Below are 20835 nucleotides of genomic sequence, written 5' to 3'. Positions count from 1 at the left end.
TCGTCGATCCTATCGATCTGATCGACCTCGATAGCTCGCATCGCGAGCGGGCACTCACATCGCCCTGCGTCGATGCATTGCCATACCCATGTCAGGAGCCCCCATGAAACGCTTTCACATCGCGCTCGCCGTGCGCGATCTCGACGAATCCATTCAAGACTATTCGACGCGTCTCGGTCAGCCGCCTGCGGCGGTCGTGCCCGGCGCCTACGCCATGTGGCGCACCGACCTGCTGAACTTCTCGATCAACCAGTCGCCCGCGCAAGCCGGTACGCTGCGGCACATCGGCTTCGAAGACGACAGCGTCCCCGAATATTCCAGCAGCACCGACTGCAACGGCCTGCTCTGGGAAGCGTTCTGCGCAGCAGAGCAGGACCGTCGCATAGTGAGCACTTACGGGGTCGCGGTACGTGGTTCGTAACGCGTAGCCCCCTTCCCTTGCTGCCGCAGCATCGCCGCGCGGCAGCGGGCTTACGCCGCCTCAGGGGCTGTACCGAAACCAGGCAACGGCCGCTGCCAGCGCTGCGCAATGAACACCCCGGCAAGCGCCACACCGCCGCCGATCAGGTGGAACGTGTGCAAGCGCTCACCCAGCAACACCACCGCAATCGCCGCCGTCATGACGGGCAGTACGTTGATGAACATGCTGCACCGATTCGGCCCCAGATGGCGAATGCCCTGAATCCAGAGGATCGGCAACAGAATCGACGCCCCCAGCCCCGCGTACAACACCAGCGGCACCGTGGCGGTGTTGAGTTGTGCCTGACCGGCGGGCACGAGCGCAAGCATCGGGATCATCGTCACGAGTGCTGCCCAGGCCTGCACGTAAGTCGACTGCGCAGGCGGCACGGCCACGTGCCAGCGTCGCAGCAACACGCTGTACAGCCCGTAGGATGCCGACGCGATCAACATGAGCACGTCGCCCAGATGTACGCCGCCGTCGAGCAGTTGTGACGGATGCCCCTGCCCGATCAGATACACCAGTCCCGCCAGTGACAGCAGGCCACCGACGAGCATGCCGAGCGTTGGCGGCTCACGCAGCAGCACGACGCTCCACAGCAACGTGAGCAGCGGCGCGAGGGCCGTCACGATGGCCATGTTCGTCGCCGTCGTGCTGTGCGCCGCCAGATACGACAGGCTCTGATAGAACGACATGCTCAGGAAACCGAGGAAGCCGAGTTTGGCCAGTTGAGGGCGAATGTGCCCCCAGTTGCGCGCCAGCGGGCGAATGACGAATGGCGTCATGACGGCAAGCGCCAGCACCAGCCGGTAGAACGTGATGGCCGACGGCGCGATGGTCGTGGCCGAGAGCTTCGAGACGATGACATTGCCGGCCCACAACAGCATGGCGCCCAGCGGATACAGGAGGTACCCCATGACGATTTTCCGCAAGTATGAAAAGGAAGCGTCATCGTCGGGCATGCCGCAATGGGGTGTCTCACGCTAAAATTCCAGAACCTGTCTTGAAAAGGACACTCATGAATACCGTCCACCGGCCCCGGGATACCCGCTTGACCGACCACCTTCGCTTCGAAAATACGCCCATGCCAATGGCGGCGATGGCGGTCGACTATGCGCACAACGAGTTCATCGCGTCGCATTCTCATCGCCGCGCGCAACTGCTCTACGCCATCGAGGGCGTGATGATCATCGCGTCGGCGTCGGGTCGCTGGGTGGTGCCGCCCACGCGCGGCGTCTGGCTGGCAGCCGGGCTGGAACATACGGTCCAGATGAGCGGCAACGTCAAGATGCGCACGGTGTTCGTCGAGCCCGGCACGGAACCCTTACCCAATGAGAGTTGCGTGGTGGAAATCACGCCACTCATGCGCGAACTGATTCTCGCGGCCATTCATGTGCCGATCGATTACGCGGACGACTCGCGCGACGCACGCCTCATGCGTCTGCTGCTCGACGAACTGATCGCCCTGCCAGTGCTCCCGCTGTATCTTCCGTGGCCGCGCGACACGCGTTTGGCGCGCACATGCGACCGCCTGATGCAGGCCCCATGCGACGACGCAACCATCGACGACTGGGCTCGCGACACCGGCCTGTCGGCGAAGACCTTCCAGCGACGCTTTGCCCGGGAGACGGGTATGACGTTCGGCCGCTGGCGTCAACAAGCCCGCCTGCTTCAGGCCCTGGAAGCGCTCGCGCGGGGTGAGAAAATCGTGAATGTCGCGCTCGATCACGGCTATGCAAGCCAGAGCGCGTTTGCCGCCATGTTCAAGCGTCATTTCGGCGTACCACCGTCGGCGTTTTACCGATAATGCAGGGGTACGTCGTCGATACCGTAGCGAATTCAAAGGAGACAACCCCATGCATTACCTGCTCACTTACGACCTCGTCGACGATTATCTCGAGCGTCGTGCCCAATACCGCAACGCCCATTTGGCGCTCGCCTGGCAAGCTGCCGATCGCGGTGAACTGCTGCTCGCCGGTGCGCTCGAATCCCCCGTAGACGCGGCGGCATTGCTCTTTGAAGGCGAATCTCCCGCAGCGGCCGAAGCGTTCGCAAAAGCCGATCCGTATGTCGTGAATGGTCTGGTGAAGGCGTGGCGCGTGCGGCCGTGGAAAACCGTCGTGGGCAAAACAGCGAGTTCGCCGGTGCGCTAAGCGAGACGCATGAGGATATGCGGCACAGGACGCCGCCTGCCATGCGGCGCCGAGAAGAGAATTCCGTCGCGGAAAAAACAAAACGCGCTTGGCAGTGAAGCCAAGCGCGTTTGTCGACAACCGATTGTACGTCGTGTTTTCGGACATTTCCGAGAATCACGCCGATGAATCTGGCGTCCCCTAGGGGATTCGAACCCCTGTACTCACCGTGAAAGGGTGATGTCCTAGGCCTCTAGACGAAGGGGACATAAAGTCTTCCGTTTTGGTGGAGGTAAGCGGGATCGAACCGCTGACCTCTTGCATGCCATGCAAGCGCTCTCCCAGCTGAGCTATACCCCCGTACGGCGAAGAAACGAGACTATAACGTGGTTTTCGAAAGTTGTGAAGCCCCCTGCGCGAAAATTTTTCGACGCCGTTAGCCTTCACTGACTCAGGCCGCGCGCTTCGATGGGCCACAGCCCTTCGACACGGCCATGCCTTACGGCCACATACCGATCGTAGAGATTGACTGTCGGATCGCAATGCCCAGGCACGAGCAGAATTGGCTCGCCGAGCCACGGTGCGCTGTCCTCGCCGGAAGCCCCCAGCTCAAGCACGCCATGCTCATCCGACGCTGTGCGATAGTACGGCTTGCCCGCCTGTTGCGACGACCAGAAACGCGGCAGCCCCGAATCCGTCGCCACGCTCTTGAGCCCCGCATCGCACACGATGATGCCCGCGCGCGCCGTGCTCATGACCGTCGACGCGAGAAACAGGCCATGGCGGAAGCGCCACTCGTCGCGCCACTCGAGCGAGCCGTAGTGACCGTCGAGAAACACATACGAGCCGGGCTGAATCTCGGTATAGACGCCACTCTCGATATCGAACTCGGCCGTGCCCGTGCCGCCGCCCGTCACCACCGGGCAGGCAATCCCGCGTGCCTCGAGAAAGCGCACGTAGGTCGACGCGCGGTCGGCGGCAAGCCGCGCCGCGTCACGACGCCGGTCCCAGCTATCGATGTGTTGCGCACTGCCGTGATACGCCTGCAACCCGCCAAAGCGCAGCCCTTCGTAATGATCGATGGCATCGACCAATTGCGCTACGGCGTCCGTCGAATCCACCCCGCAACGCCCCTGCCCCACGTCGACCTCAGGTAGCACCGCGATACGCACACCGGCGCGCTGTGCCGCCTTACCGAGCGGCGCGACCTGACGTACGTCGTCCACACAGACGGACAGCGTGACGCGCGACGCCATCTCCACGACGAGCGCCACGCGCGCTTCACCCACGAACTCATTGCTGATGTGGATGTTGCCGATCCCCGCATTGACGAAAGGAATCGCTTCCGTGACCTTCTGACAGCAGATGCCGACGGCGCCCGCCGCGATCTGCGCTCGCGCAATCGTGACGGACTTGTGCGCCTTGGCGTGCGGACGCACCGCGACACCCCGCACGGCGGCGGCACTCGCCATACGGGCGACGTTCGCGTCGAAGGCGTCGAGGTCGAGCAGCAAGGAAGGCGTTGCCACCTGCGCGAGCGAATCGCCCACGCGGGCAACCGGGGGTACCGCTACATTGGCAGACGTCAAAACCGTATTGAGTGAATCGGGCATCACAATCCCCTGGAGGGCATTTGCAAGAAAATTGCAGCATTCAGACAGGCAGCGCCCGGGCCAGCACACACGCGACGTGAAGCGCATCCGTGTGCGCACCATCGTGAATCTGATGCCGGCAACTGGTGCCGTCGGCCACAACGATAGCGTTCTCCTTGCGCTTCCGGATCGCCGGCAACAGCGTCAATTCGGACATGGCGCGAGAGGTATCGTAGTGCTCGGCCTCATAACCGAAGCTGCCCGCCATGCCGCAGCATGACGACTCGATCGATGATACCTTCAGCCCCGGCACCCAACCAAGCACGGCCCTCACGGCCGAGTAGGCATCGAACGCCTTCTGGTGGCAGTGCCCGTGCACGAGCGCCTCGCCCACGCCGTCTGGCAAGGCCCGCCACGCCACATCGAAACGCCCTGCCGCCTTCTCACGAACCAGAAATTCCTCAAACAGGAACGCATTGTCCGCCACCTTGCGGGCCGCATCGCCGAAACCGTAGCCGAGCACTTCGTCGCGCAACGACAGCAGGCACGACGGCTCCAGCCCCACAATCGGCACGCCGCGTTCGACGAACGGCATCACGGCGTCGAGCAACCGCCGGGCTTCCGCTTTCGCTTCGTCCACCAGCCCCGCCGCGAGGAACGTGCGCCCACAGCACAGCGCACGCTCGCCCGCGCGCTGGTTCACGTGAACGGTATATCCGGCGGCTTCGAGCACACGCTTGGCGGCACGCGCGTTCTCCGGCTCCATGTAGTTGTTGAACGTATCGACGAAGAGCAGTACCTGACGCTGCCCGGCCGCTTCCGGCACCGGCGTTGCAGCGAGCGGCGCCTGACACGCCAGGAACGACGGCTTTAACGCCGGCACCGAGCGCTCCAGCGCCAGACCGAGCCAGCGCTTCGCGGCGTTGCTGCCCGGCAGACGCTGCGCGGCATCGAGCAGGCCGCCTACGCGGCTGGCCCACGGCGCATAGCGCGGCAGGTAGGCGATCAGCTTGTCGCGCAACGATACGCCGTGACGCTTGGCCCGCGCATGACGCGCCTCGATCTTGAAGCGCGCCATGTCGATGCCCGTCGGGCAATCGCGCTTGCAGCCCTTGCACGACACGCACAGATCGAGTGCTGCCTTGACGTCGTCGCTCGCGAGCCCTTCGTCGCCCAATTGTCCGGACACGGCGAGACGCAGCGTGTTGGCGCGTCCGCGCGTCACATGCTGTTCATCGCGGGTGACGCGATAGCTCGGGCACATCGTGCCTGCGTCGAACTTGCGGCAATGTCCATTGTTGTTGCACATCTCGACGGCCGACGCGAGGCCGTGCGTGACATCGGTGCCGGTATCGGGCGCGCTCTGCTCGCCGGTCAGCGCGTCACGCGTCACGTTCCACGCCGTCCAGTCGAGCGCGGGGGTAATCGGCCTGGCTGCGTAGCCCGGCGCGAAGCGGAACAACTCGCGCGTATCCATCTTCGGCGGACGCACCATCTTGTCCGGATTGAAACGGTTCTGCGGATCGAACAGTTGCTTGATCTCGCCGAACGCCGCATTGATGCGCGGCCCGTATTGCCAGGCCACCCACTCGCCGCGGCACAGCCCGTCGCCGTGCTCGCCCGAGTACGCGCCCTTGTATTCGCGCACGAGCGCCGCCGCCTCTTCGGCGATGGCACGCATCTTCACCGCCCCGTCACGACGCATATCCAGAATCGGGCGCACATGCAGCGTGCCCACACTCGCGTGCGCGTACCAGGTACCCTCCGTGCCGTTGCGATGGAACACTTCGGTCAGCCGCCGCGTGTACTCCGCAAGATGTTCCAGCGGCACCGCGCAGTCTTCGATGAACGACACCGGCTTGCCGTCGCCCTTCATGCTCATTATGATGTTCAGGCCTGCCTTGCGCACTTCCCACAGCGCCTTCTGCGGCCCCGCTTCGGGCATCTTCACCACGCTGCCGGGCAGTCCGAGATCCCCCATCAGCGAGGCGAGATCGTCGAGCTTCGCGCGCAGCGCGTTAGCGTCGTCGCCCGCGAACTCCACGAGCAGAATCGCTTGCGGATCGCCAGCGAGCGCCGTCTCGATCACCGGGCGGAACGCCGGGTTGTCCATCGCCAGATCGATCATCGTGCGATCGACCAGTTCCACCGCGACCGGCCCCAGCCTGACGATGTGCTGCGCGAGAGCCATCGCCTGATAGAACGTGGGGAAGTTCACCACACCGAGCGTCTTGTGCACGGGTAGCGGCGCCAGCTTGAGCGTGATCTGACGGCTATACGCGAGCGTGCCTTCCGAGCCGACCAGCAAATGCGACAGATTGGCCACACCGTCGTGTGTGTACGCCCGCGGATTGAGGCAGTCGAACAAATCGAGGTTGTAGCCCGCCACGCGTCGCAGCACGCGCGGCACGCGCTCACGCAGTTCGTCACGCTCACGCACGGCAATCTCGTGAACGCGCTCGAGAATCGCCCGCATGCGAGCGTCGGTGGGCGGCGTGCGCAGCGAACCGAAGTGCAATGGCGCGCCATCGGCCAGCACCGCATCGATGGAGAGTACGTTGTGCACCATGTTGCCGTACTCGAGCGAGCGCGAACCGCACGAGTTGTTGCCCGTCATGCCGCCGATGGTGCATTGCGCCGCTGTCGATACGTCCACCGGGAACCACAGGCCGTGCGGCTTGAGCCACGCGTTCAGGTGATCGAGCACGATGCCCGGTTCGACGGTGACGGTGCGCGCCTCGGCGTCGAACGCCACCACGCGGTTGAGCCACTTGCTGTTGTCGATGACCAGCGCCTCGCCAATAGTCTGGCCGCATTGGCTCGTGCCCGCGCCGCGTGCGAGCACCGGCACCTGTTGGTCACGTGCGATGTCGAGGGCGCGAATCAGGTCCTCCTGATCGCGCGGCACTACCACGCCGATCGGGAATATCTGGTAGATCGAGGCATCAGTCGCATATCGGCCACGACTCGCGCGATCAAAGCACACATCGCCACGCATCTCTCGACGCAGACGATCCTGCAAGGGCGTGAGGGCCACGCCGGCACGCTGCATCGGCATCAGATGCACGGGCTGGGCGACGGGATCGGCGTGGGAAGTCTCGCGGGCGTTCGATTGGGCATTCATGACGTTGCTGGCGTTGAGCTGACAGGGCCGTTGCGCGGGCCCGCCCGGGCGGGCAGAAGATATGGCGAACGTAAAGGTAGAGCGTGTCCGGCTGACGTTTTGCAGGAGATGTCGCCGATGCCGCCCGATGCCGCGCGCGCCGAGCCTCCGGCACGCGCGGCGATCAGGCGCACATCACATGGACATCGCACGCCCATCAGGCCGGCTGGCGCGCGTTGCTCGCTTTGGCGGCATCGCCGGCCATCGAAAACTTGCTCTCGGGCTGCATGCGGAAAGCCAGCACCACACCGAGGGCCATCAAGATCATGCTGCCCACGAACGGCAGTTCCCAGTTACCCGTGCGGTCGATGAGATAGCCCGAAATCACCGGCGAGAGGATCGCGGCCAGCGCCGAACCGGTGTTCATCATGCCGCTGGCCGTGCCCGAGTATTCCGGGGCGACATCCATCGGGATCGCCCACATCGGGCCAATCGTCATTTCGGCGAAGAAGAAGCCGAACGCGAGACATGCCATTGACACGTACAGATGGTGCGTGAACATCATCGGCACGAGCGAGATCAGCGTGAGCAGCATGCACACGGACACCATCCAGCTACGTGCGCGCTTCAGGTTTCCGGTGCGCTCGTACAGCTTGTCCGTGACGATCCCGCCGAGCGTATCGCCGATCACACCGGCGAAGAACACGCTCGATGCGAACAGCGCCGACTTCTTCAGGTCGAGGTCGTAGCTGTGCAGGAAGTATTGCGGAATCCACGACAGGAAGAGCCACAACGTCCAGCCGTAGCAGAAGTACACGATGGTGACCGGCATCATGCGCTTGAACAGCGGCCCCCACGGCACCGACGCACTCTTTGCCTTCAGGGCAGGCAGCACGGCGAGTTCTTCGGTCGTGATGCGCGGATGATCTTGCGGACGCTCCGTGAACGTGAGCCCCCAAAGCACCACCCAGACCAGACTCACGATCCCGCACAGATAGAACGATTCGCGCCAGCCGTGCGTCGTCATGATGAACACCACCACGGCCGGGGCAACGGCATTGCCGATGCGCGACGCCGCGTGCGTGATGCCCTGAGCGAAACCGCGCTTTTCTTTTGGGATCCAACGGGACATGGCCGACGTTGCCGCCGGAAACGTTGCGCCCTCACCAAGACCCAGCAGCAGACGTGCCAGCAACAGTGTGACGAGACCGCCCGCCATGCCGGTGAGAATCGTCGCAACGGCCCACAACGCACCGCAAAAGAGCAGCGTACGCTTCGCACCGAAGCGGTCGCTCACCCAGCCGCCGATGATCTGAAAAACCAGATAGGGATAAGCGAAAGCGGAGAAGACGAGACCGATTTCGGTCTTGTTGAGATTGAATTCCTTGCCGAAGCCGGCGGCAGCCGTACTGACGTTGACACGATCGAGATAAGTGATGAAGTACATGACGCATAGCATCACCAGCACGACCCGCGTCGCTCTGAAAAGCTTCATTGCATGTCTCCTGAAACATCCTGTGAAGCGCCCCTGCCTGCAGATGGCGCAAAAGGTGTTGCTGCGGTACGAGCCCTTCTGTGGTGGGGCCCATTACCGCCTGAATGACAAGTAAAGCGTTCACTGCAAGGGCACCGGCAACGGCGGCGGCGCCCTTCGTCTCCTGTTAAGGATAACTAACGGCTCGTCAGGCAGCGGCCTTGAGCGACGGCGTGTCTTTTGCCTGTGCCAGATAGTCCATCGCGGCAACGACACCCGAACCGGCGAGTTTGACGCCGGAAATCTGCAGACCCATTTCGCAACCCGCGAGCGTTGCCATGAGCGTGAGGTCGTTACAGTCGCCCAGATGGCCGATGCGGAACATCGTGCTGCGAATCTTTCCGAGCGCCTGCCCCAGCGACATGTCGAAGCGTTCGTAGATACGCTTGCGCACTTCGTCGGCATCCACGCCTTGCGGCATGACCACACCGGTGAGCACCGGGCTGTACACCGCCGGGTCCTGACACTGGATCTCGAGACCCCAAGCGCGCACGGCGCGGCGCGTGGCTTCGGCCAGACGCTGGTGGCGCGCGAACACGTTGTCCAGCCCCTCTTCGAGAATCATGTCGAGCGCCTCGGACAGGCCGTACAACAGGTTCGTGTTCGGCGTGTACGGCCAGTAGCCGTTCTTGTTCGCTTCGATGATTTCCTGCCAGCCCCAGAAAGCGCGCGGCAGTTTGGCGCTGCGGCCGGCGTCGAGCGCCTTGGGCGAGACCGCGTTGAAGCTGATTCCCGGCGGCAGCATCAGGCCCTTCTGCGACCCCGAAACGGTAACGTCCACGCCCCATTCGTCGTGACGGTAATCGGCCGAGCCGAGGCCCGAGATCGTGTCGACGAGCAGCAGCGCGGGATGCCCGGCAGCGTCGATGGCGCGACGCACCGCCGCGATATCCGAAGTCACGCCGGTCGAGGTTTCGTTGTGAACCACGCACACGGCCTTGATGTCATGCGCGGTGTCGGCGCGCAGGCGCGCTTCGATCATGTCCGGCTGAACGCCGCGACGCCAACCGTCGGTGCCCGGCAAGCCGATGAACTCCGGCTTCAGGCCAAGGTTCTCGGCCATCTTCTTCCAAAGCGTGGAGAAGTGTCCCGTCTCGAACATGAGCACGTGATCGCCGGGCGAGAGTGTGTTCGTCAGCGCAGCTTCCCATGCCCCCGTGCCCGAGGCCGGATAGATCACCACCGGCTGCTCCGTCTTGAAGATCTTCTTGATGTCGGCCAGTACCTTGCGACCGAGCGCGCCAAATTCCGGGCCACGGTGATCGATCGTCGGGTAACTCATGGCGCGCAGAATGCGATCGGGCACCGGGCTGGGACCAGGGATTTGCAGGAAGTGGCGACCCGAGGGGTGGAAATCGAGCTTCAGCATGAACGTCTCTCTCCTGTTCAAAAATTCTCTTTTGAATTTTGCATTCAAAATACTTTAACAGAGCCGAGGACTTTCGCAATAGGTGAGAAGCGCTTTCAATACAGGCGTTTACCCTAGAGATACGGGTGCCTGACACCGTACGTTACAATCGCGGACATGAAGGCTTGATGATTTTGAATGCAAAAAATGGAAAACACGTCGACGATTGCCGCCCCAGACATTCCGCGCGTGGAGCGCTTGCGTTTGCACGACACGGTGGTCGAGCATCTGCGCAAGCTCATCATCGAGGGGGTTCTCTCACCCGGTGTCAAACTCAACGAACGCGAGTTGTGCGAAACCCTCGGCATCTCGCGCACCCCGCTGCGCGAAGCCTTCAAAGTGCTTGCCGCCGAGGGTCTTATCGAGATTGCGCCAAATCGCGGGGCGAGCGTCGCCCGCATGACGGAAAAGGAAATCCGGGAGATGTTCGAGTTGATGAGTGGGCTCGAGGCATTTTCAGGCGAGTTGGCTGCCGAGCGCATGACGCCCATCGAGCTGGCGGAAATCAAAGCGTTGCATTACGCAATGCTCGCGTGCCGCGCGCAACAGGACCTGCCGGGCTATTACGCGCGCAATCAGGCCATTCACGATCGCATCAATGAAGCGGCGCGCAACGGGGCGTTGCGCCAAACTTATGTGTCGATCAATCGTCGTCTCATGGCGCTGCGCTTTCGCTCGAACTTCCATGCGGACAAGTGGGACCGCGCTATTGCAGAGCACGAGCAGATGATCGATGCGCTGGAAAAGCACGATGGCAAACGCCTCGGCGAGATCCTGCGCAAGCACCTGCTGGCCAAGCGCGACGCCGTCCTGCAAATCCACGCCGAACCGGCGAGCGACGCGCCGAGCAACTGAGCCGGCACTTCCAAAACAAAAAGGCGTGGGCACCCTATCCGGCGCCACGCCTTTTTCATTGGTACTGCGATTCGTCTCTAGCGAGCTTTCGCGGGCCCGCCTGCCGCTCACGCGTCTTGCCGAATCAACCCTGGCTCAGAGACGGCGCTCGGCCGCTTCGCGCGCGCGACGCGCAAGCACGGCGGGCGATTCGAGGACCTCACCCGCGAGACGGGCGACGAGCGCCGCGACGTTGCGGCCGTACTGCTTGCCGGCGATCACATCCGCCGGATCGAGTGCATAGGCGGCGTCGACTTCCATGCCCGACGCCGTGACGGCCGGAAAATCGCTGGCGTGACGCTTGCCGGCGGATGCGCCCGGTGCAATGCCGGATGCGTCGACATCGGCCCACACCATGCCCTGCTGCACGGCAAGCGCCGCGAAGTAGTCGAGGGTATTGCGCTTGTCATCGGACGAACGGCAACTGAACGAGAATCCGCCAGCGACCTTGTCGCGCCAACTGGGTGCCCGCCACAGGCCGGTCGTTGCGTCGGCAAATGCCTTGAACGGGGCGGCGATACCGCCCTGATAGGCCGGAGCACCGAAAATGATGGCGTCGGCGGCCGCCAGACGCGCGAGCATGGCTTCGTCGTGCCATTGCCCGTCGACGAGTTGGTGCGGCTCGATACTGAGCAATTGTGCGTGTGCGCCGGCGTCGTTCACGCCTTGCGCGACGGAATGGGCAATCATGGCGGTTGCGCCGCCTTGCGAGTAGTACACGATTGCGATATTGGACATGGCGTAGTGCTTCCCGAATGGATGTCCGCCCCATGGCACCGCCGGGATCGCGCTTCCCTACGCTTCCTCTGGCTTGTCTGGACATCAGTCAAGTCCAAATAATGCCAGTGATAACCCCTAGGGAATAGCCCGCATAACTGGACATGACTGTTCCGCCAAAGATAACAATCCAATGGCTGCACCACGCTGTCGGTCAATCAGCACCCAGCTGACGGGAAGATGGCGCCACGCTGACCGCGCGCGGATACGCGCTAACGGCGGGCCGGTGCGCCAAGCCGCACGGAGAGTTGATCGGCCAGTTCGCGCATCTGGCATCCGATGCGCCGACCGGTCTCCGAATCGATCTCATTTGTGAGAAAACTGACGGCAAGCCCGGCCACGGCGCGCTCGCCGCTGGCATCGAACACCGGTGCACCGAAGCAGATCATGCCTTCGCGCATCTGCCCGTTGTCGATCGAATAGCCATCGCGACGCACCTGCGCCATTTCCTCGGCCAACGCCGCATAAGTGCTCACGCTCGCCCGCGTAAGCGGCGCAGGCCATACACCGGCCAGCAGATCAGCAGCCTCGCCGGGCGGCAGTGTCGAGAGCATGGCCTTGCCGGTCGCGGTGTAGGGCGCGGGCAGCCGCATGCCAATGCGGAAGGTCACGCCGAGCGGCCGGTTGCCGTTATGGCAGGCCAGATAGATCACCTCCGCGCCGTCGAGCACGGACAGTGTCACGGTTTCCTGCGCAAACGCGCGCGACGCCTCCCAGACCGCCCGGAATTCCTCGGTAATGTTGGTCTGCGTCAGAAACGCGTTCGCCCATCCCATCACGTAAGAGCCCATCGTCATGCCGCCATTGGCATGGCGCTTGACCAGCCGCAGCTTGACCAGCGTATCGCACAGGCCATGCAACGTGCTCTTGGGCACCCCCGTCTCGCGCGCCAGATCGGCCAGCGCCACCGGCTCGGACGAGGCCGCAATCACATCCAGGACGTGCACCGCGCGCACCACGGCAGGCGCCGTGGTCTTGATCGGCTCGGTGGCAAGGGCGTCGGAAGAAGCGTTGGCGGGTACGTCGAGTGTGCGCTTGGGCATGAACGGGGTGTCGGCTTCGAAATCGTGAGGATGGATCGGGTGGCGGGCCACGCGCGAGCATGGTACGGGCAAGTCATTCTCATTCCGCCCTAGGAAAACCCCTTAGTTGCCCCCGAAACGTTCAATACGTAGAATCATGTTCAATACATAGAATATCGTTCAATAGATAGAACGGCAAGCAGCAACCGAGAGACTGCCGCGCGCCGTTTCGCCAACAGGAAAAGCCGGCGAGCCCGGTCAACAGCCATGCAACTCAAAGACACTACCCTCTTCAAGACACTCGCCTGGGTCGACGGTCAATGGATCGCGGCCGACAGCGGCAAGACGTTCGACGTGCTGGACCCGGCCACGGGCGAGGTGCTGGCCAAGGTGCCGGAACTTGGCGCCGAGGAAACCACGCGTGCCGTGGTGGCGGCCGAAGCCGCACAAAAGCCGTGGGCTGCCCGTACCGGCAAGGAACGTGCCGCTGTGCTGCGCCGCTGGTTCGATCTGATGATCGCCCACACGGAGGATCTGGCGTATCTGATGACGCGTGAGCAAGGCAAGCCGCTCGCCGAGTCGCGCGGCGAGATCGCCTATGCCGCCAGCTTCGTCGAGTGGTTCGCAGAGCAAGCCAAACGCGTGGATGGCGATGTGCTCGCCACGCCCGCCTCGGACAAGCGCCTCGTCACGCTCAGGCAGCCCGTTGGCGTGTGCGCGGCCATCACGCCGTGGAATTTCCCCGCGGCGATGATCACACGCAAGGTCGCCCCGGCACTGGCCGCCGGCTGCGCCATCGTGGTCAAGCCTTCCGAACTCACGCCGCTCTCCGCCTTTGCGCTAGCCGAACTGGCACACCGCGCCGGCATTCCGGGCGGCGTGTTTCAGGTCGTGACGGGTGACGCGCGTGCCGTGGGTGGCGTGCTCACTTCGCACCCGAGCGTGCGTAAGTTGTCGTTCACGGGGTCGACCGGCGTGGGCCGCCTGCTCATGGCGCAGTGCGCACCGACCGTCAAGCGCATGTCGCTGGAGCTGGGTGGCAACGCACCGTTCATCGTGTTCGACGATGCGGACCTCGACGCCGCCGTCGAAGGGGCGATCGCGGCGAAGTACCGCAATGGCGGCCAGACGTGCGTGTGCGCGAACCGTTTCTATATTCAGGACGGCGTCTATGATGCGTTCGCCGCGAAGTTCGCGCAGCGCGTGGCCGACATGAAGGTCGGCAACGGTCTGGAAGACGGTGTGCTGATCGGCCCGCTGATCGAAGGCAAGGCGGTGGAAAAGGTGGTCACGCTTGTGGAAGACGCCAAGTCGCGCGGCGGCCGTGTGCTGGTGGGCGGCGAAGCGCATGCGCTGGGCGGCACCTACTACGCACCGACGGTGATTGCCGACGCAACGTCGCAAATGCGCGTGGCACGCGAAGAAATCTTCGGCCCGGTAGCGCCCTTGTTCCGCTTCACGGCCGACGCCGAAGCCGTCGCACTCGCGAACGACACGGAATTCGGTCTCGCGGCGTATCTGTACACACGTGACATCTCGCGCGCATGGCGCACGGCCGAAGCGCTGGAGTACGGCATGGTCGGCCTGAACACCGGCTTGATCTCAAATGAAGTCGCCCCGTTCGGCGGCATCAAGCAATCGGGCGTGGGCCGCGAAGGCTCGCACTACGGCATCGAGGAATACCTCGAACTGAAGTACCTGTGTCTGCAAGTGTGATGGACGGGCCTGGAAACAGGCCCCGCCATCGCACCGAAGCGCCGGAGCATCAGAACTCCGCAAGTTCATAAATCGACAGACAAGTCGCAACACCACCAAAGGAAACCAGTATGAAGCGCGTTATCCAGCGCGGCATGAAGCCGCTCGCTCTCGCACTCGCGGCCGGCGCCGCCATCGCCTCGGTTGCCACGACGGCGCAAGCGCAGACGTCAACGGCCGCGAAGCCGATCAAGATCGGCATCGTGACGTTCATGTCGGGCGCCGCCGCAGGTCCGTTCGGCGTGCCCGCCAAGAACGCCGCCGAAATCACGGCAGCCGAACTCAACGCCGGCAAGGTGCCGGCCCCGTACGCCACGAAGGGCTTCGGCGGCGCACCGATCGAACTCGTCTACATCGACGAAGCGGGCAGCACGAGCAAGCAAGTGAGCGAATACCGCAACCTGCTGAATCAGGGCGTGGACTATGTGGTGGGCTACACGTCGTCGGGCAACTGCCTGGCCATCGCACCGGTCGCAGAAGAACTGAAGAAGGTCACGCTGCTCTTCGATTGCGGCACGCCGCGCGTGTTCGAAGACGCCAGCTTCAAGTACGTCTTCCGCCCAGTCGCCACGGCCACGATGGACAACGTAGGCGCAGCCCGCTACGTTGCCGAGCGCAAGCCGGATCTGCAAACGTACGCCGGCATCAATCAGAACTACGCCTGGGGTCAGGACGCCTGGGCCGACTTCGAAGGCACGCTGAAGGCGCTTAAGCCGAACGCGAAGGCTGTCAGCTCGCAAATGCCGCAGTTGGGCGCCGGCCAGTACAACGCTGGTATTTCGAGCCTGTTGTCCGCGCACCCGGACGTGCTGCATTCGAGCTTCTGGGGCGGCGATCTGGAAGGCCTCGTGGTACAGGCCGGTCCGCGCGATCTGTTCAAGAAGTCGCTGACAGTGCTCACCGCAGGCGAGACGGCCACGCACGGCAAGACGCGTCTGCCGGACGGCGTGATCATCGGTGCACGCGGCATGTACGGCATGTTCGCGCCCGACAACGCACTGAACCGTTGGCTGCGCACCGCTTACAGCGCGAAGTTCAACGATACGCCGAGCTACCCGTCGTACAAGATGAACCAGAGCATCCTCGCGCTCAAGGCGGCTTATGAGAAGGCGCAGGCGGCCAATGGCGGCAAGCAGCCCACGCCCGAGCAGGTTATCGCTTCGTTCGAGCACCTCGCGTTCGACGCACCGGCCGGCAAGATCGGCCTGACGCTGGGCAAGGGGCATCAGGCAGCGCAGGGCACGGCGTTCGGCATTGTGAAAAACGTGAACGGTAAGGTCACCGTGACCGACGTGAAGCAGTATTCGATCGCGGAAGTCACGCCGCCCGAGGGCGTGAAGTCGGCCGATTGGATCAAGGGCGGCCTGAAGCACTGAGGCGTCTCGTTCAGGAGGACTCACGAGTCTTCCGCGCAATAAAGCTGCAACGACCTTGAGTCGTACCCGCAAAGCGGGCGTGGCGGACTGTGTGCCGCCCGCCGCTTTGCGTTCCAAGGAGAATGCGAGATGTCGCAGATCTACGCCGTCCTGGTGGACGGGGTGATGTACGCCGCGTGGCTGTTCCTGGTTGCCCTGGGACTGACCCTCGTCTACGGCGTGCTCAAAATCTTGAACATGGCGCACGGCAGCCTGTACGCGTTGGGTGCGTACGCTGGCGTGACGTTGATCGGCCCGTGGGTTGCCCAGGGCGGCAACCTTTACGTGAGCTATCTGTTGCTCGTGCTGGCGGCCATTGTCGCGGGCGGAGCCATCGGTTTCATCATGGAGCGCGGGGTGCTGAAGCGTTTCTATGGGCAAGACCCCGTGGTGCTGCTGCTGGTGACCTATGCGCTCTTCCTGATCATGGAAGACGCGATCAAGCTGGTATGGGGCGTGGACCCATACACGGTGTCGGAGCCGTACAGCTTCCTCGGCAATTTCGATCTGGGCGATCTTTCGTACCCGAATTACAACTTCCTGATCGTGGGCGTGGCGCTCGTGGCCGGTATCGGCCTCACGTCGTTCCTGAAGTTCACGCGCAGCGGCCGTTTGCTGCGCGCGGTGATTCACGATCGTGAGGTCAGTCAGGCGATGGGCATTCGCGTGAGCCGCTATTTCGTGGTGACGTTCATGGCCGGCGCCGTGCTGGCCGCCATTGGCGGTGCGCTGACAGCGCCGACGGTGTCGGTGGCGCCGGGCATGGGGGTCGAGATCGTGGTGCTCACTTTTGCGGTGGTGGTGATCGGCGGGCTCGGCTCGCTGCCCGGCGCGGCGTTTGGCGCGCTGCTCGTGGGTCTGGTGCGCGCGAGTGCGGTGCATTACTGGCCGCAAGGTGAGCTGTTCTCGATTTACATCGTCATGGCGCTGGTGCTGGCTGTGCGTCCGAAAGGCATCTTCGCTCCGATGGAGGCTCGCAAGATATGAGTTCCGCAATCTGTTCTCACCTGCGCGCGCCCGGCACGTGGCTCGCAGTGATCGGTTTCGCCACCATCGGTGCGGCAGGTCTGGCGCTGCCGCAGTGGCAGTTTCTAGTGTCGGTGGCACTGTCGAAGGGTATCGTCGCGTTGGGACTGGCGCTGTTGCTGCGCACGGGACTGGCCTCGTTCGGGCAGGCGTTGTTCTTCGCAGTCGGCGCGTACTGCGTGGGCCTCGGCATGAACTATTACGGGCTGACGGCGCTGTTCTCGCTGCTGGCGATCTCGATGATCGTCTCGGCCGTTCTCGCACTGGTGCTGGGTTTCCTGCTGGCACGCTACCGCGACATTTTCTTCGCGATGCTCACGCTGGCGCTGTCGATGATCTGCTACGGCCTGTTGCTCAATAACGTGGAACTCGGCGGCAGCGACGGCTTCAACGTGAACGCTCCGACACTGGGCAGCAGCGCTGAGCCGTGGCAGCTCACGGGCACGAATCTGTTCGCGGTGGGTTTCATCGCGGCGATTGTCTGTGTGATGGCGGTTGCGCTGTATATGCGCTCGACGCCGGGCCGTCTCGGCCCCGCGATCAAGGACAACGAGATCCGCGTGGAGTATCTGGGTACGTCGGCGCGCGCGAACATTCATCTGACGTATGTGATTGCCGGCGCCCTTGCGGGTCTGGGCGGCGCGTTGCAGGCGTTCAACATCGGTCACATCGATCCGGACATGGCGTTCTGGACGACCTCGGGTGAGTTCGTTTTCATCGCGGTGCTCTCGGGCACGCGCTTCGCCTTCTCGCCGTTCATCGGTGCGTTGTTGCTGGAAGTGGCGCGCGCGATGGCGTATCGCTACGCACCGAACACGTGGCAGATCGTAATGGGCGCGATCATGCTGGCGATCATTGCGTTCCTGCCGGGCGGGCTGACGAGTCTGGGGCTGGCGCGTCGCAAGCGGGGGGCTGTGCATCCGGTCACGCAGACGGCAACGACGACGGCGACCGCTTCGGGCGACGCCGCATGAAGGGGCACGAGATGGCATCGAAACACATCATTGAGGCCACGGGCCTGTACAAGACGTTCGGCAGTGTCTCGCCGGCGAAGGACATTACGGTCAATATCGACGCGCAAAGCGTGGTAGGGCTGATCGGCACGAACGGTGCGGGCAAGACGACGTTCGTGAACATGCTCACGGGCTATATCAAGCCGGATCGCGGGGAGATCGTGTTCCGCGGCAAGCGCATCACGGGGCTCGCACCGCGCAAGATTACGCGTCTTGGCATTGCACGTTCGTTCCAGATTCCGCAGCTCTTCGGCTCGCAGACGGCGCGCGAGAACATCGAGATCGCGCTGGCGATTTCGGGGCTATCGGCCGAGCTGGCGAACGAGAGTCTGGCGCGTCTTGGCGTGCTGGAGTTCGCGGACATGATGTCGGGCACGTTGCCCGAGGGCGTGCGCAAGCTGCTGGATATTGCGCTGGCGATGGTCTGCAAGCCGGAAGTGTTGTTGCTCGACGAGCCGACTTCGGGCGTGGCGGCGGAAGAGAAGTTCGACGTGATGAATCGTGTGCTGGATGCAGCACGCGCGCTGGGCATTACGGTGCTTTTCGTGGAGCACGATATGGAAATCGTGCGCCGCTACAGCGATCGGGTGCTGGCGTTTTGCGACGGCCGTATTCTGGCGGACGGCACGGCCGATGTGGTACTGGCCAACGCCCAGGTGCGCGAGTTGATCATTGGCGAGACGGTGGCTGCGGTGCCGGGCGCCGGGAATGTGGCAAGCGAGGTGGCCCATGCTTGAGGTCGGAAATCTGAATGTGCGCTTCGGCGCGACGGACATTCTGCGCGGGGTGCAGTTCTCGGTGCCGAAGGGCGCGATTGTCGGTCTGATCGGCCGCAACGGTGCGGGCAAGACGACGACGTTGCGCGCGATCATGGGACTGGTGAAGCCGAACGGCGGCACGCTGACGTTCGACGGCGTGGATCTGGTGAAGGCGCCGCCGCACGAGCGCACGTCGCTGGGTATCGGCTACGCCCCGGAAGATCGCCGTCTGATTCCGGACATGACGGTGGAGGAAAACCTGTGTGTGCCCGCCTGGGCACTGAAGGCGAAGGACGTGCAGGAACGTCTGGACAAGGTTTACCGCATCATTCCGGAAGCCCGGGAGTGGGCGCCGCGCCGTGCCTTGCAATTGTCGGGAGGCCAGCAGAAACTGGTGGCTGTCGGACGCGCGCTCATGACCAGTTCGCGTCTGCTGATGCTCGACGAACCGTTCGAGGGCGTGGCCCCGGCGCTCTCGAAGCGCATTGCCGAGGTGATCGGCCAGATGCGCGGCGCCGGTCTCGCGGTGATTCTGTCGGGCGCAGATCTGCAACACGCAGGCGCGGTGCTCGATAGCGTCTACCGAATCGATCGCGGCCAGATGGTCGCGTCAATCTGAGAAGGTCTCAAGAGGAAAACGATGATGAACGCTTTTCGTTTCCAGACGGTTCCAACGGTCGTCGTGGAATTTGGTGCAGCACGCCGTCTGGGCGCGCTGTTGCGCGAGCAGTATCCGGCGGGCAAACGCCTGTGCGTGGTGACGGACGGCTTTTTGCACAAGAGCGGTCTGCTGGCCCCGGCGCTGGCAGATCTCGCCAAGCACGACTGGCAGGTCTCGGTGATCGACGACGTAATCGCCGACCCGCCTGAGCATGTGGTGCTGGAAGCCGCCGAACGCGCCCGCGCCGCCGACGCAGAGATCGTGCTGGGGCTGGGCGGCGGCTCGTCGATGGACGTAGCCAAGCTACTCGCCGTACTGCTGCCCGGCACGCAGTCGATCAAAGAAATGTACGGCGTCAAGAATGTCACGGGCACACGCCTGCCGCTGGTGCAAATGCCGACGACCGCCGGTACGGGCTCGGAAGTGACCGCCGTGTCGATCGTGACAACCGGCGAAACGACGAAGATGGGTGTCGTAGCGCCGCAACTTTACGCAGACCTCGCAATTCTCGATGCGGAACTCACGCTCGGTCTGCCACGCGTCGCCACCGCCGCAACGGGTATCGACGCGATGGTGCACGCCATCGAAGCCTATACGTCCGCGCATCTGAAGAACCCGATTTCAGACACGCTCGCCGTGAAAGCCCTCGAATTGCTCTCGCGCAATCTGCTGCCCGCCTGCAACGACGGCAACCACCGCGAGGCCCGCGAAGCTATGCTGCTCGGCGCCATGTTCGCCGGACAAGCTTTCGCAAACTCGCCCGTCGCCGCCGTTCACGCCCTCGCCTACCCGATCGGTGGCATCTTCCACGTCGCCCACGGCCTCTCTAACGCCCTCGTGCTCTCGCATGTCATGCGCTTCAATGCCCCTGCCGCGAGCAAGCACTACGCCGAACTGGCCGATGTCATCCTTCCCGCCAAGATCTCCGGCAGCGATGAGGCAAAAACCAACGCGCTCATTCAACACATCGAGCAACTCATCGTCGATACCGCGATTCCCCGTACCCTGCGGGAAGTTGGCGTCAAGCAAGACGACATCGCCCGCATGGCCAGCGACGCCATGCGCCAGACGCGCCTTCTCGTGAATAACCCGCGTGAAGTCACCGAGGCAGACGCTTTCGCTATCTATAGCGCCGCGTTCTAAATCGACAGGCCCCTTGCCCTGCACCCCGGGTCGGCTTGATCGGCCGACCCGTTGCTGCACCCGCCCAGAGTACCTCTCCGACGGACCGAGGCCCCTTTCCGCCTCTCAGACATAAACCCAACTCGATTCAGAAAGGGGCCCC

18 protein-coding genes and 2 tRNA genes are annotated in these 20835 nt (G+C 63.5%); 11 read left to right on the top strand and 9 right to left on the bottom strand.

What is annotated here, in order from left to right; all coding sequences use genetic code 11:
- The first annotated feature begins 103 nt into the window (after positions 1-103).
- On the top strand, positions 104-421 hold the full coding sequence (locus C266_RS08325; RefSeq protein ID WP_010808574.1) for a hypothetical protein: 318 nt from the start codon (positions 104-106) through the stop codon (positions 419-421).
- Positions 422-471: 50 nt separating this feature from the next.
- On the opposite strand, the gene C266_RS08320 is transcribed toward C266_RS08325, so the two are convergent.
- Positions 472-1377 carry a DMT family transporter gene (locus tag C266_RS08320; protein ID WP_010808573.1) on the bottom strand — a complete coding sequence of 302 codons (906 nt, stop codon included), beginning with the start codon at positions 1375-1377 and terminating at the stop codon, positions 472-474.
- Positions 1378-1544: 167 nt separating this feature from the next.
- Between C266_RS08320 and C266_RS08315 the strand changes: the two genes are divergently transcribed.
- Together C266_RS08315 and C266_RS08310 are read left to right on the top strand one after the other, a co-directional pair.
- Positions 1545-2267, top strand: coding sequence for a helix-turn-helix transcriptional regulator (locus C266_RS08315; RefSeq protein WP_036662167.1), 723 nt, complete (start codon positions 1545-1547; stop codon positions 2265-2267).
- Positions 2268-2316: 49 nt separating this feature from the next.
- The gene (locus C266_RS08310; RefSeq protein ID WP_010808571.1) at positions 2317-2613 is read left to right on the top strand and encodes a YciI-like protein; all 297 of its coding nucleotides are present in this window, start codon (positions 2317-2319) and stop codon (positions 2611-2613) included.
- A 171-nt stretch (positions 2614-2784) separates the two neighbouring features.
- Here C266_RS08310 and C266_RS08305 read toward each other — a convergent pair.
- From C266_RS08305 to C266_RS08280, 6 genes are all read right to left on the bottom strand, one after another.
- Positions 2785-2860 (bottom strand) — tRNA-Glu (locus tag C266_RS08305).
- Between the two features lie 16 nt (positions 2861-2876).
- Positions 2877-2952 (bottom strand) — tRNA-Ala (locus tag C266_RS08300).
- Positions 2953-3035: 83 nt separating this feature from the next.
- The gene (locus C266_RS08295) at positions 3036-4205 is read right to left on the bottom strand and encodes a DSD1 family PLP-dependent enzyme (RefSeq protein ID WP_051126199.1); all 1170 of its coding nucleotides are present in this window, start codon (positions 4203-4205) and stop codon (positions 3036-3038) included.
- A 40-nt stretch (positions 4206-4245) separates the two neighbouring features.
- Positions 4246-7308, bottom strand: coding sequence for an FAD-binding and (Fe-S)-binding domain-containing protein (locus tag C266_RS08290; protein WP_010808569.1), 3063 nt, complete (start codon positions 7306-7308; stop codon positions 4246-4248).
- Positions 7309-7504: 196 nt separating this feature from the next.
- Complete coding sequence (locus tag C266_RS08285; RefSeq protein ID WP_010808568.1) at positions 7505-8782, bottom strand: MFS transporter; 1278 nt, start codon at positions 8780-8782, stop codon at positions 7505-7507.
- 187 nt (positions 8783-8969) lie between these two features.
- Entirely contained in the window at positions 8970-10190 is a 1221-nt protein-coding gene (locus C266_RS08280) for an alanine--glyoxylate aminotransferase family protein (protein WP_010808567.1), read from the bottom strand.
- A gap of 177 nt (positions 10191-10367) precedes the next feature.
- Between C266_RS08280 and C266_RS08275 the strand changes: the two genes are divergently transcribed.
- Positions 10368-11084: a GntR family transcriptional regulator gene (locus C266_RS08275; protein ID WP_036662075.1), complete on the top strand. Its 717-nt coding sequence runs from the start codon at positions 10368-10370 to the stop codon at positions 11082-11084.
- A 135-nt stretch (positions 11085-11219) separates the two neighbouring features.
- On the opposite strand, the gene C266_RS08270 is transcribed toward C266_RS08275, so the two are convergent.
- Positions 11220-11861 carry a flavodoxin family protein gene (locus C266_RS08270; RefSeq protein WP_010808565.1) on the bottom strand — a complete coding sequence of 214 codons (642 nt, stop codon included), beginning with the start codon at positions 11859-11861 and terminating at the stop codon, positions 11220-11222.
- Between the two features lie 251 nt (positions 11862-12112).
- Complete coding sequence (locus C266_RS08265; RefSeq protein WP_010808564.1) at positions 12113-13015, bottom strand: IclR family transcriptional regulator; 903 nt, start codon at positions 13013-13015, stop codon at positions 12113-12115.
- Between the two features lie 174 nt (positions 13016-13189).
- Between C266_RS08265 and C266_RS08260 the strand changes: the two genes are divergently transcribed.
- From C266_RS08260 to C266_RS08230, 7 genes are all read left to right on the top strand, one after another.
- Positions 13190-14638 carry an NAD-dependent succinate-semialdehyde dehydrogenase gene (locus C266_RS08260; protein ID WP_010808563.1) on the top strand — a complete coding sequence of 483 codons (1449 nt, stop codon included), beginning with the start codon at positions 13190-13192 and terminating at the stop codon, positions 14636-14638.
- A 110-nt stretch (positions 14639-14748) separates the two neighbouring features.
- The gene (locus C266_RS08255; protein WP_010808562.1) at positions 14749-16053 is read left to right on the top strand and encodes an ABC transporter substrate-binding protein; all 1305 of its coding nucleotides are present in this window, start codon (positions 14749-14751) and stop codon (positions 16051-16053) included.
- Between the two features lie 129 nt (positions 16054-16182).
- The gene (locus C266_RS08250) at positions 16183-17079 is read left to right on the top strand and encodes a branched-chain amino acid ABC transporter permease (protein ID WP_010808561.1); all 897 of its coding nucleotides are present in this window, start codon (positions 16183-16185) and stop codon (positions 17077-17079) included.
- The gene (locus C266_RS08245; protein ID WP_010808560.1) at positions 17076-18092 is read left to right on the top strand and encodes a branched-chain amino acid ABC transporter permease; all 1017 of its coding nucleotides are present in this window, start codon (positions 17076-17078) and stop codon (positions 18090-18092) included. The genes C266_RS08250 and C266_RS08245 overlap by 4 nt, the downstream gene beginning before the upstream one ends.
- Positions 18093-18103: 11 nt before the next feature.
- Positions 18104-18868 carry an ABC transporter ATP-binding protein gene (locus C266_RS08240; protein ID WP_051126198.1) on the top strand — a complete coding sequence of 255 codons (765 nt, stop codon included), beginning with the start codon at positions 18104-18106 and terminating at the stop codon, positions 18866-18868.
- Positions 18861-19508, top strand: coding sequence for an ABC transporter ATP-binding protein (locus tag C266_RS08235; protein WP_010808558.1), 648 nt, complete (start codon positions 18861-18863; stop codon positions 19506-19508). Before C266_RS08240 ends, C266_RS08235 begins: the two co-directional genes overlap by 8 nt.
- 24 nt (positions 19509-19532) lie before the next feature.
- Positions 19533-20693: an iron-containing alcohol dehydrogenase gene (locus C266_RS08230; protein ID WP_010808557.1), complete on the top strand. Its 1161-nt coding sequence runs from the start codon at positions 19533-19535 to the stop codon at positions 20691-20693.
- Positions 20694-20835: the final 142 nt, after the last annotated feature.

This window comes from Pandoraea sp. SD6-2 (genome assembly GCF_000389825.1).
GTDB classification, from domain to species: Bacteria; Pseudomonadota; Gammaproteobacteria; order Burkholderiales; family Burkholderiaceae; genus Pandoraea; species Pandoraea communis.
This window is presented reverse-complemented; position numbering and strand designations above follow the sequence as displayed.

Coding starts and splice junctions, on each gene's coding strand:
- C266_RS08310 (WP_010808571.1), top strand. CDS start 2,317: ATGCATTACCTGCTCACTTACGACCTCGTCGACGATTATCTCGAGCGT.
- C266_RS08270 (WP_010808565.1), bottom strand. CDS start 11,861: ATGTCCAATATCGCAATCGTGTACTACTCGCAAGGCGGCGCAACCGCC.
- C266_RS08235 (WP_010808558.1), top strand. CDS start 18,861: ATGCTTGAGGTCGGAAATCTGAATGTGCGCTTCGGCGCGACGGACATT.
- C266_RS08295 (WP_051126199.1), bottom strand. CDS start 4,205: ATGCCCGATTCACTCAATACGGTTTTGACGTCTGCCAATGTAGCGGTA.
- C266_RS08280 (WP_010808567.1), bottom strand. CDS start 10,190: ATGCTGAAGCTCGATTTCCACCCCTCGGGTCGCCACTTCCTGCAAATC.
- C266_RS08290 (WP_010808569.1), bottom strand. CDS start 7,308: ATGAATGCCCAATCGAACGCCCGCGAGACTTCCCACGCCGATCCCGTC.
- C266_RS08275 (WP_036662075.1), top strand. CDS start 10,368: ATGCAAAAAATGGAAAACACGTCGACGATTGCCGCCCCAGACATTCCG.
- C266_RS08245 (WP_010808560.1), top strand. CDS start 17,076: ATGAGTTCCGCAATCTGTTCTCACCTGCGCGCGCCCGGCACGTGGCTC.
- C266_RS08325 (WP_010808574.1), top strand. CDS start 104: ATGAAACGCTTTCACATCGCGCTCGCCGTGCGCGATCTCGACGAATCC.
- C266_RS08230 (WP_010808557.1), top strand. CDS start 19,533: ATGAACGCTTTTCGTTTCCAGACGGTTCCAACGGTCGTCGTGGAATTT.
- C266_RS08250 (WP_010808561.1), top strand. CDS start 16,183: ATGTCGCAGATCTACGCCGTCCTGGTGGACGGGGTGATGTACGCCGCG.
- C266_RS08315 (WP_036662167.1), top strand. CDS start 1,545: ATGCCAATGGCGGCGATGGCGGTCGACTATGCGCACAACGAGTTCATC.
- C266_RS08320 (WP_010808573.1), bottom strand. CDS start 1,377: ATGGGGTACCTCCTGTATCCGCTGGGCGCCATGCTGTTGTGGGCCGGC.
- C266_RS08260 (WP_010808563.1), top strand. CDS start 13,190: ATGCAACTCAAAGACACTACCCTCTTCAAGACACTCGCCTGGGTCGAC.
- C266_RS08255 (WP_010808562.1), top strand. CDS start 14,749: ATGAAGCGCGTTATCCAGCGCGGCATGAAGCCGCTCGCTCTCGCACTC.
- C266_RS08285 (WP_010808568.1), bottom strand. CDS start 8,782: ATGAAGCTTTTCAGAGCGACGCGGGTCGTGCTGGTGATGCTATGCGTC.
- C266_RS08240 (WP_051126198.1), top strand. CDS start 18,104: ATGGCATCGAAACACATCATTGAGGCCACGGGCCTGTACAAGACGTTC.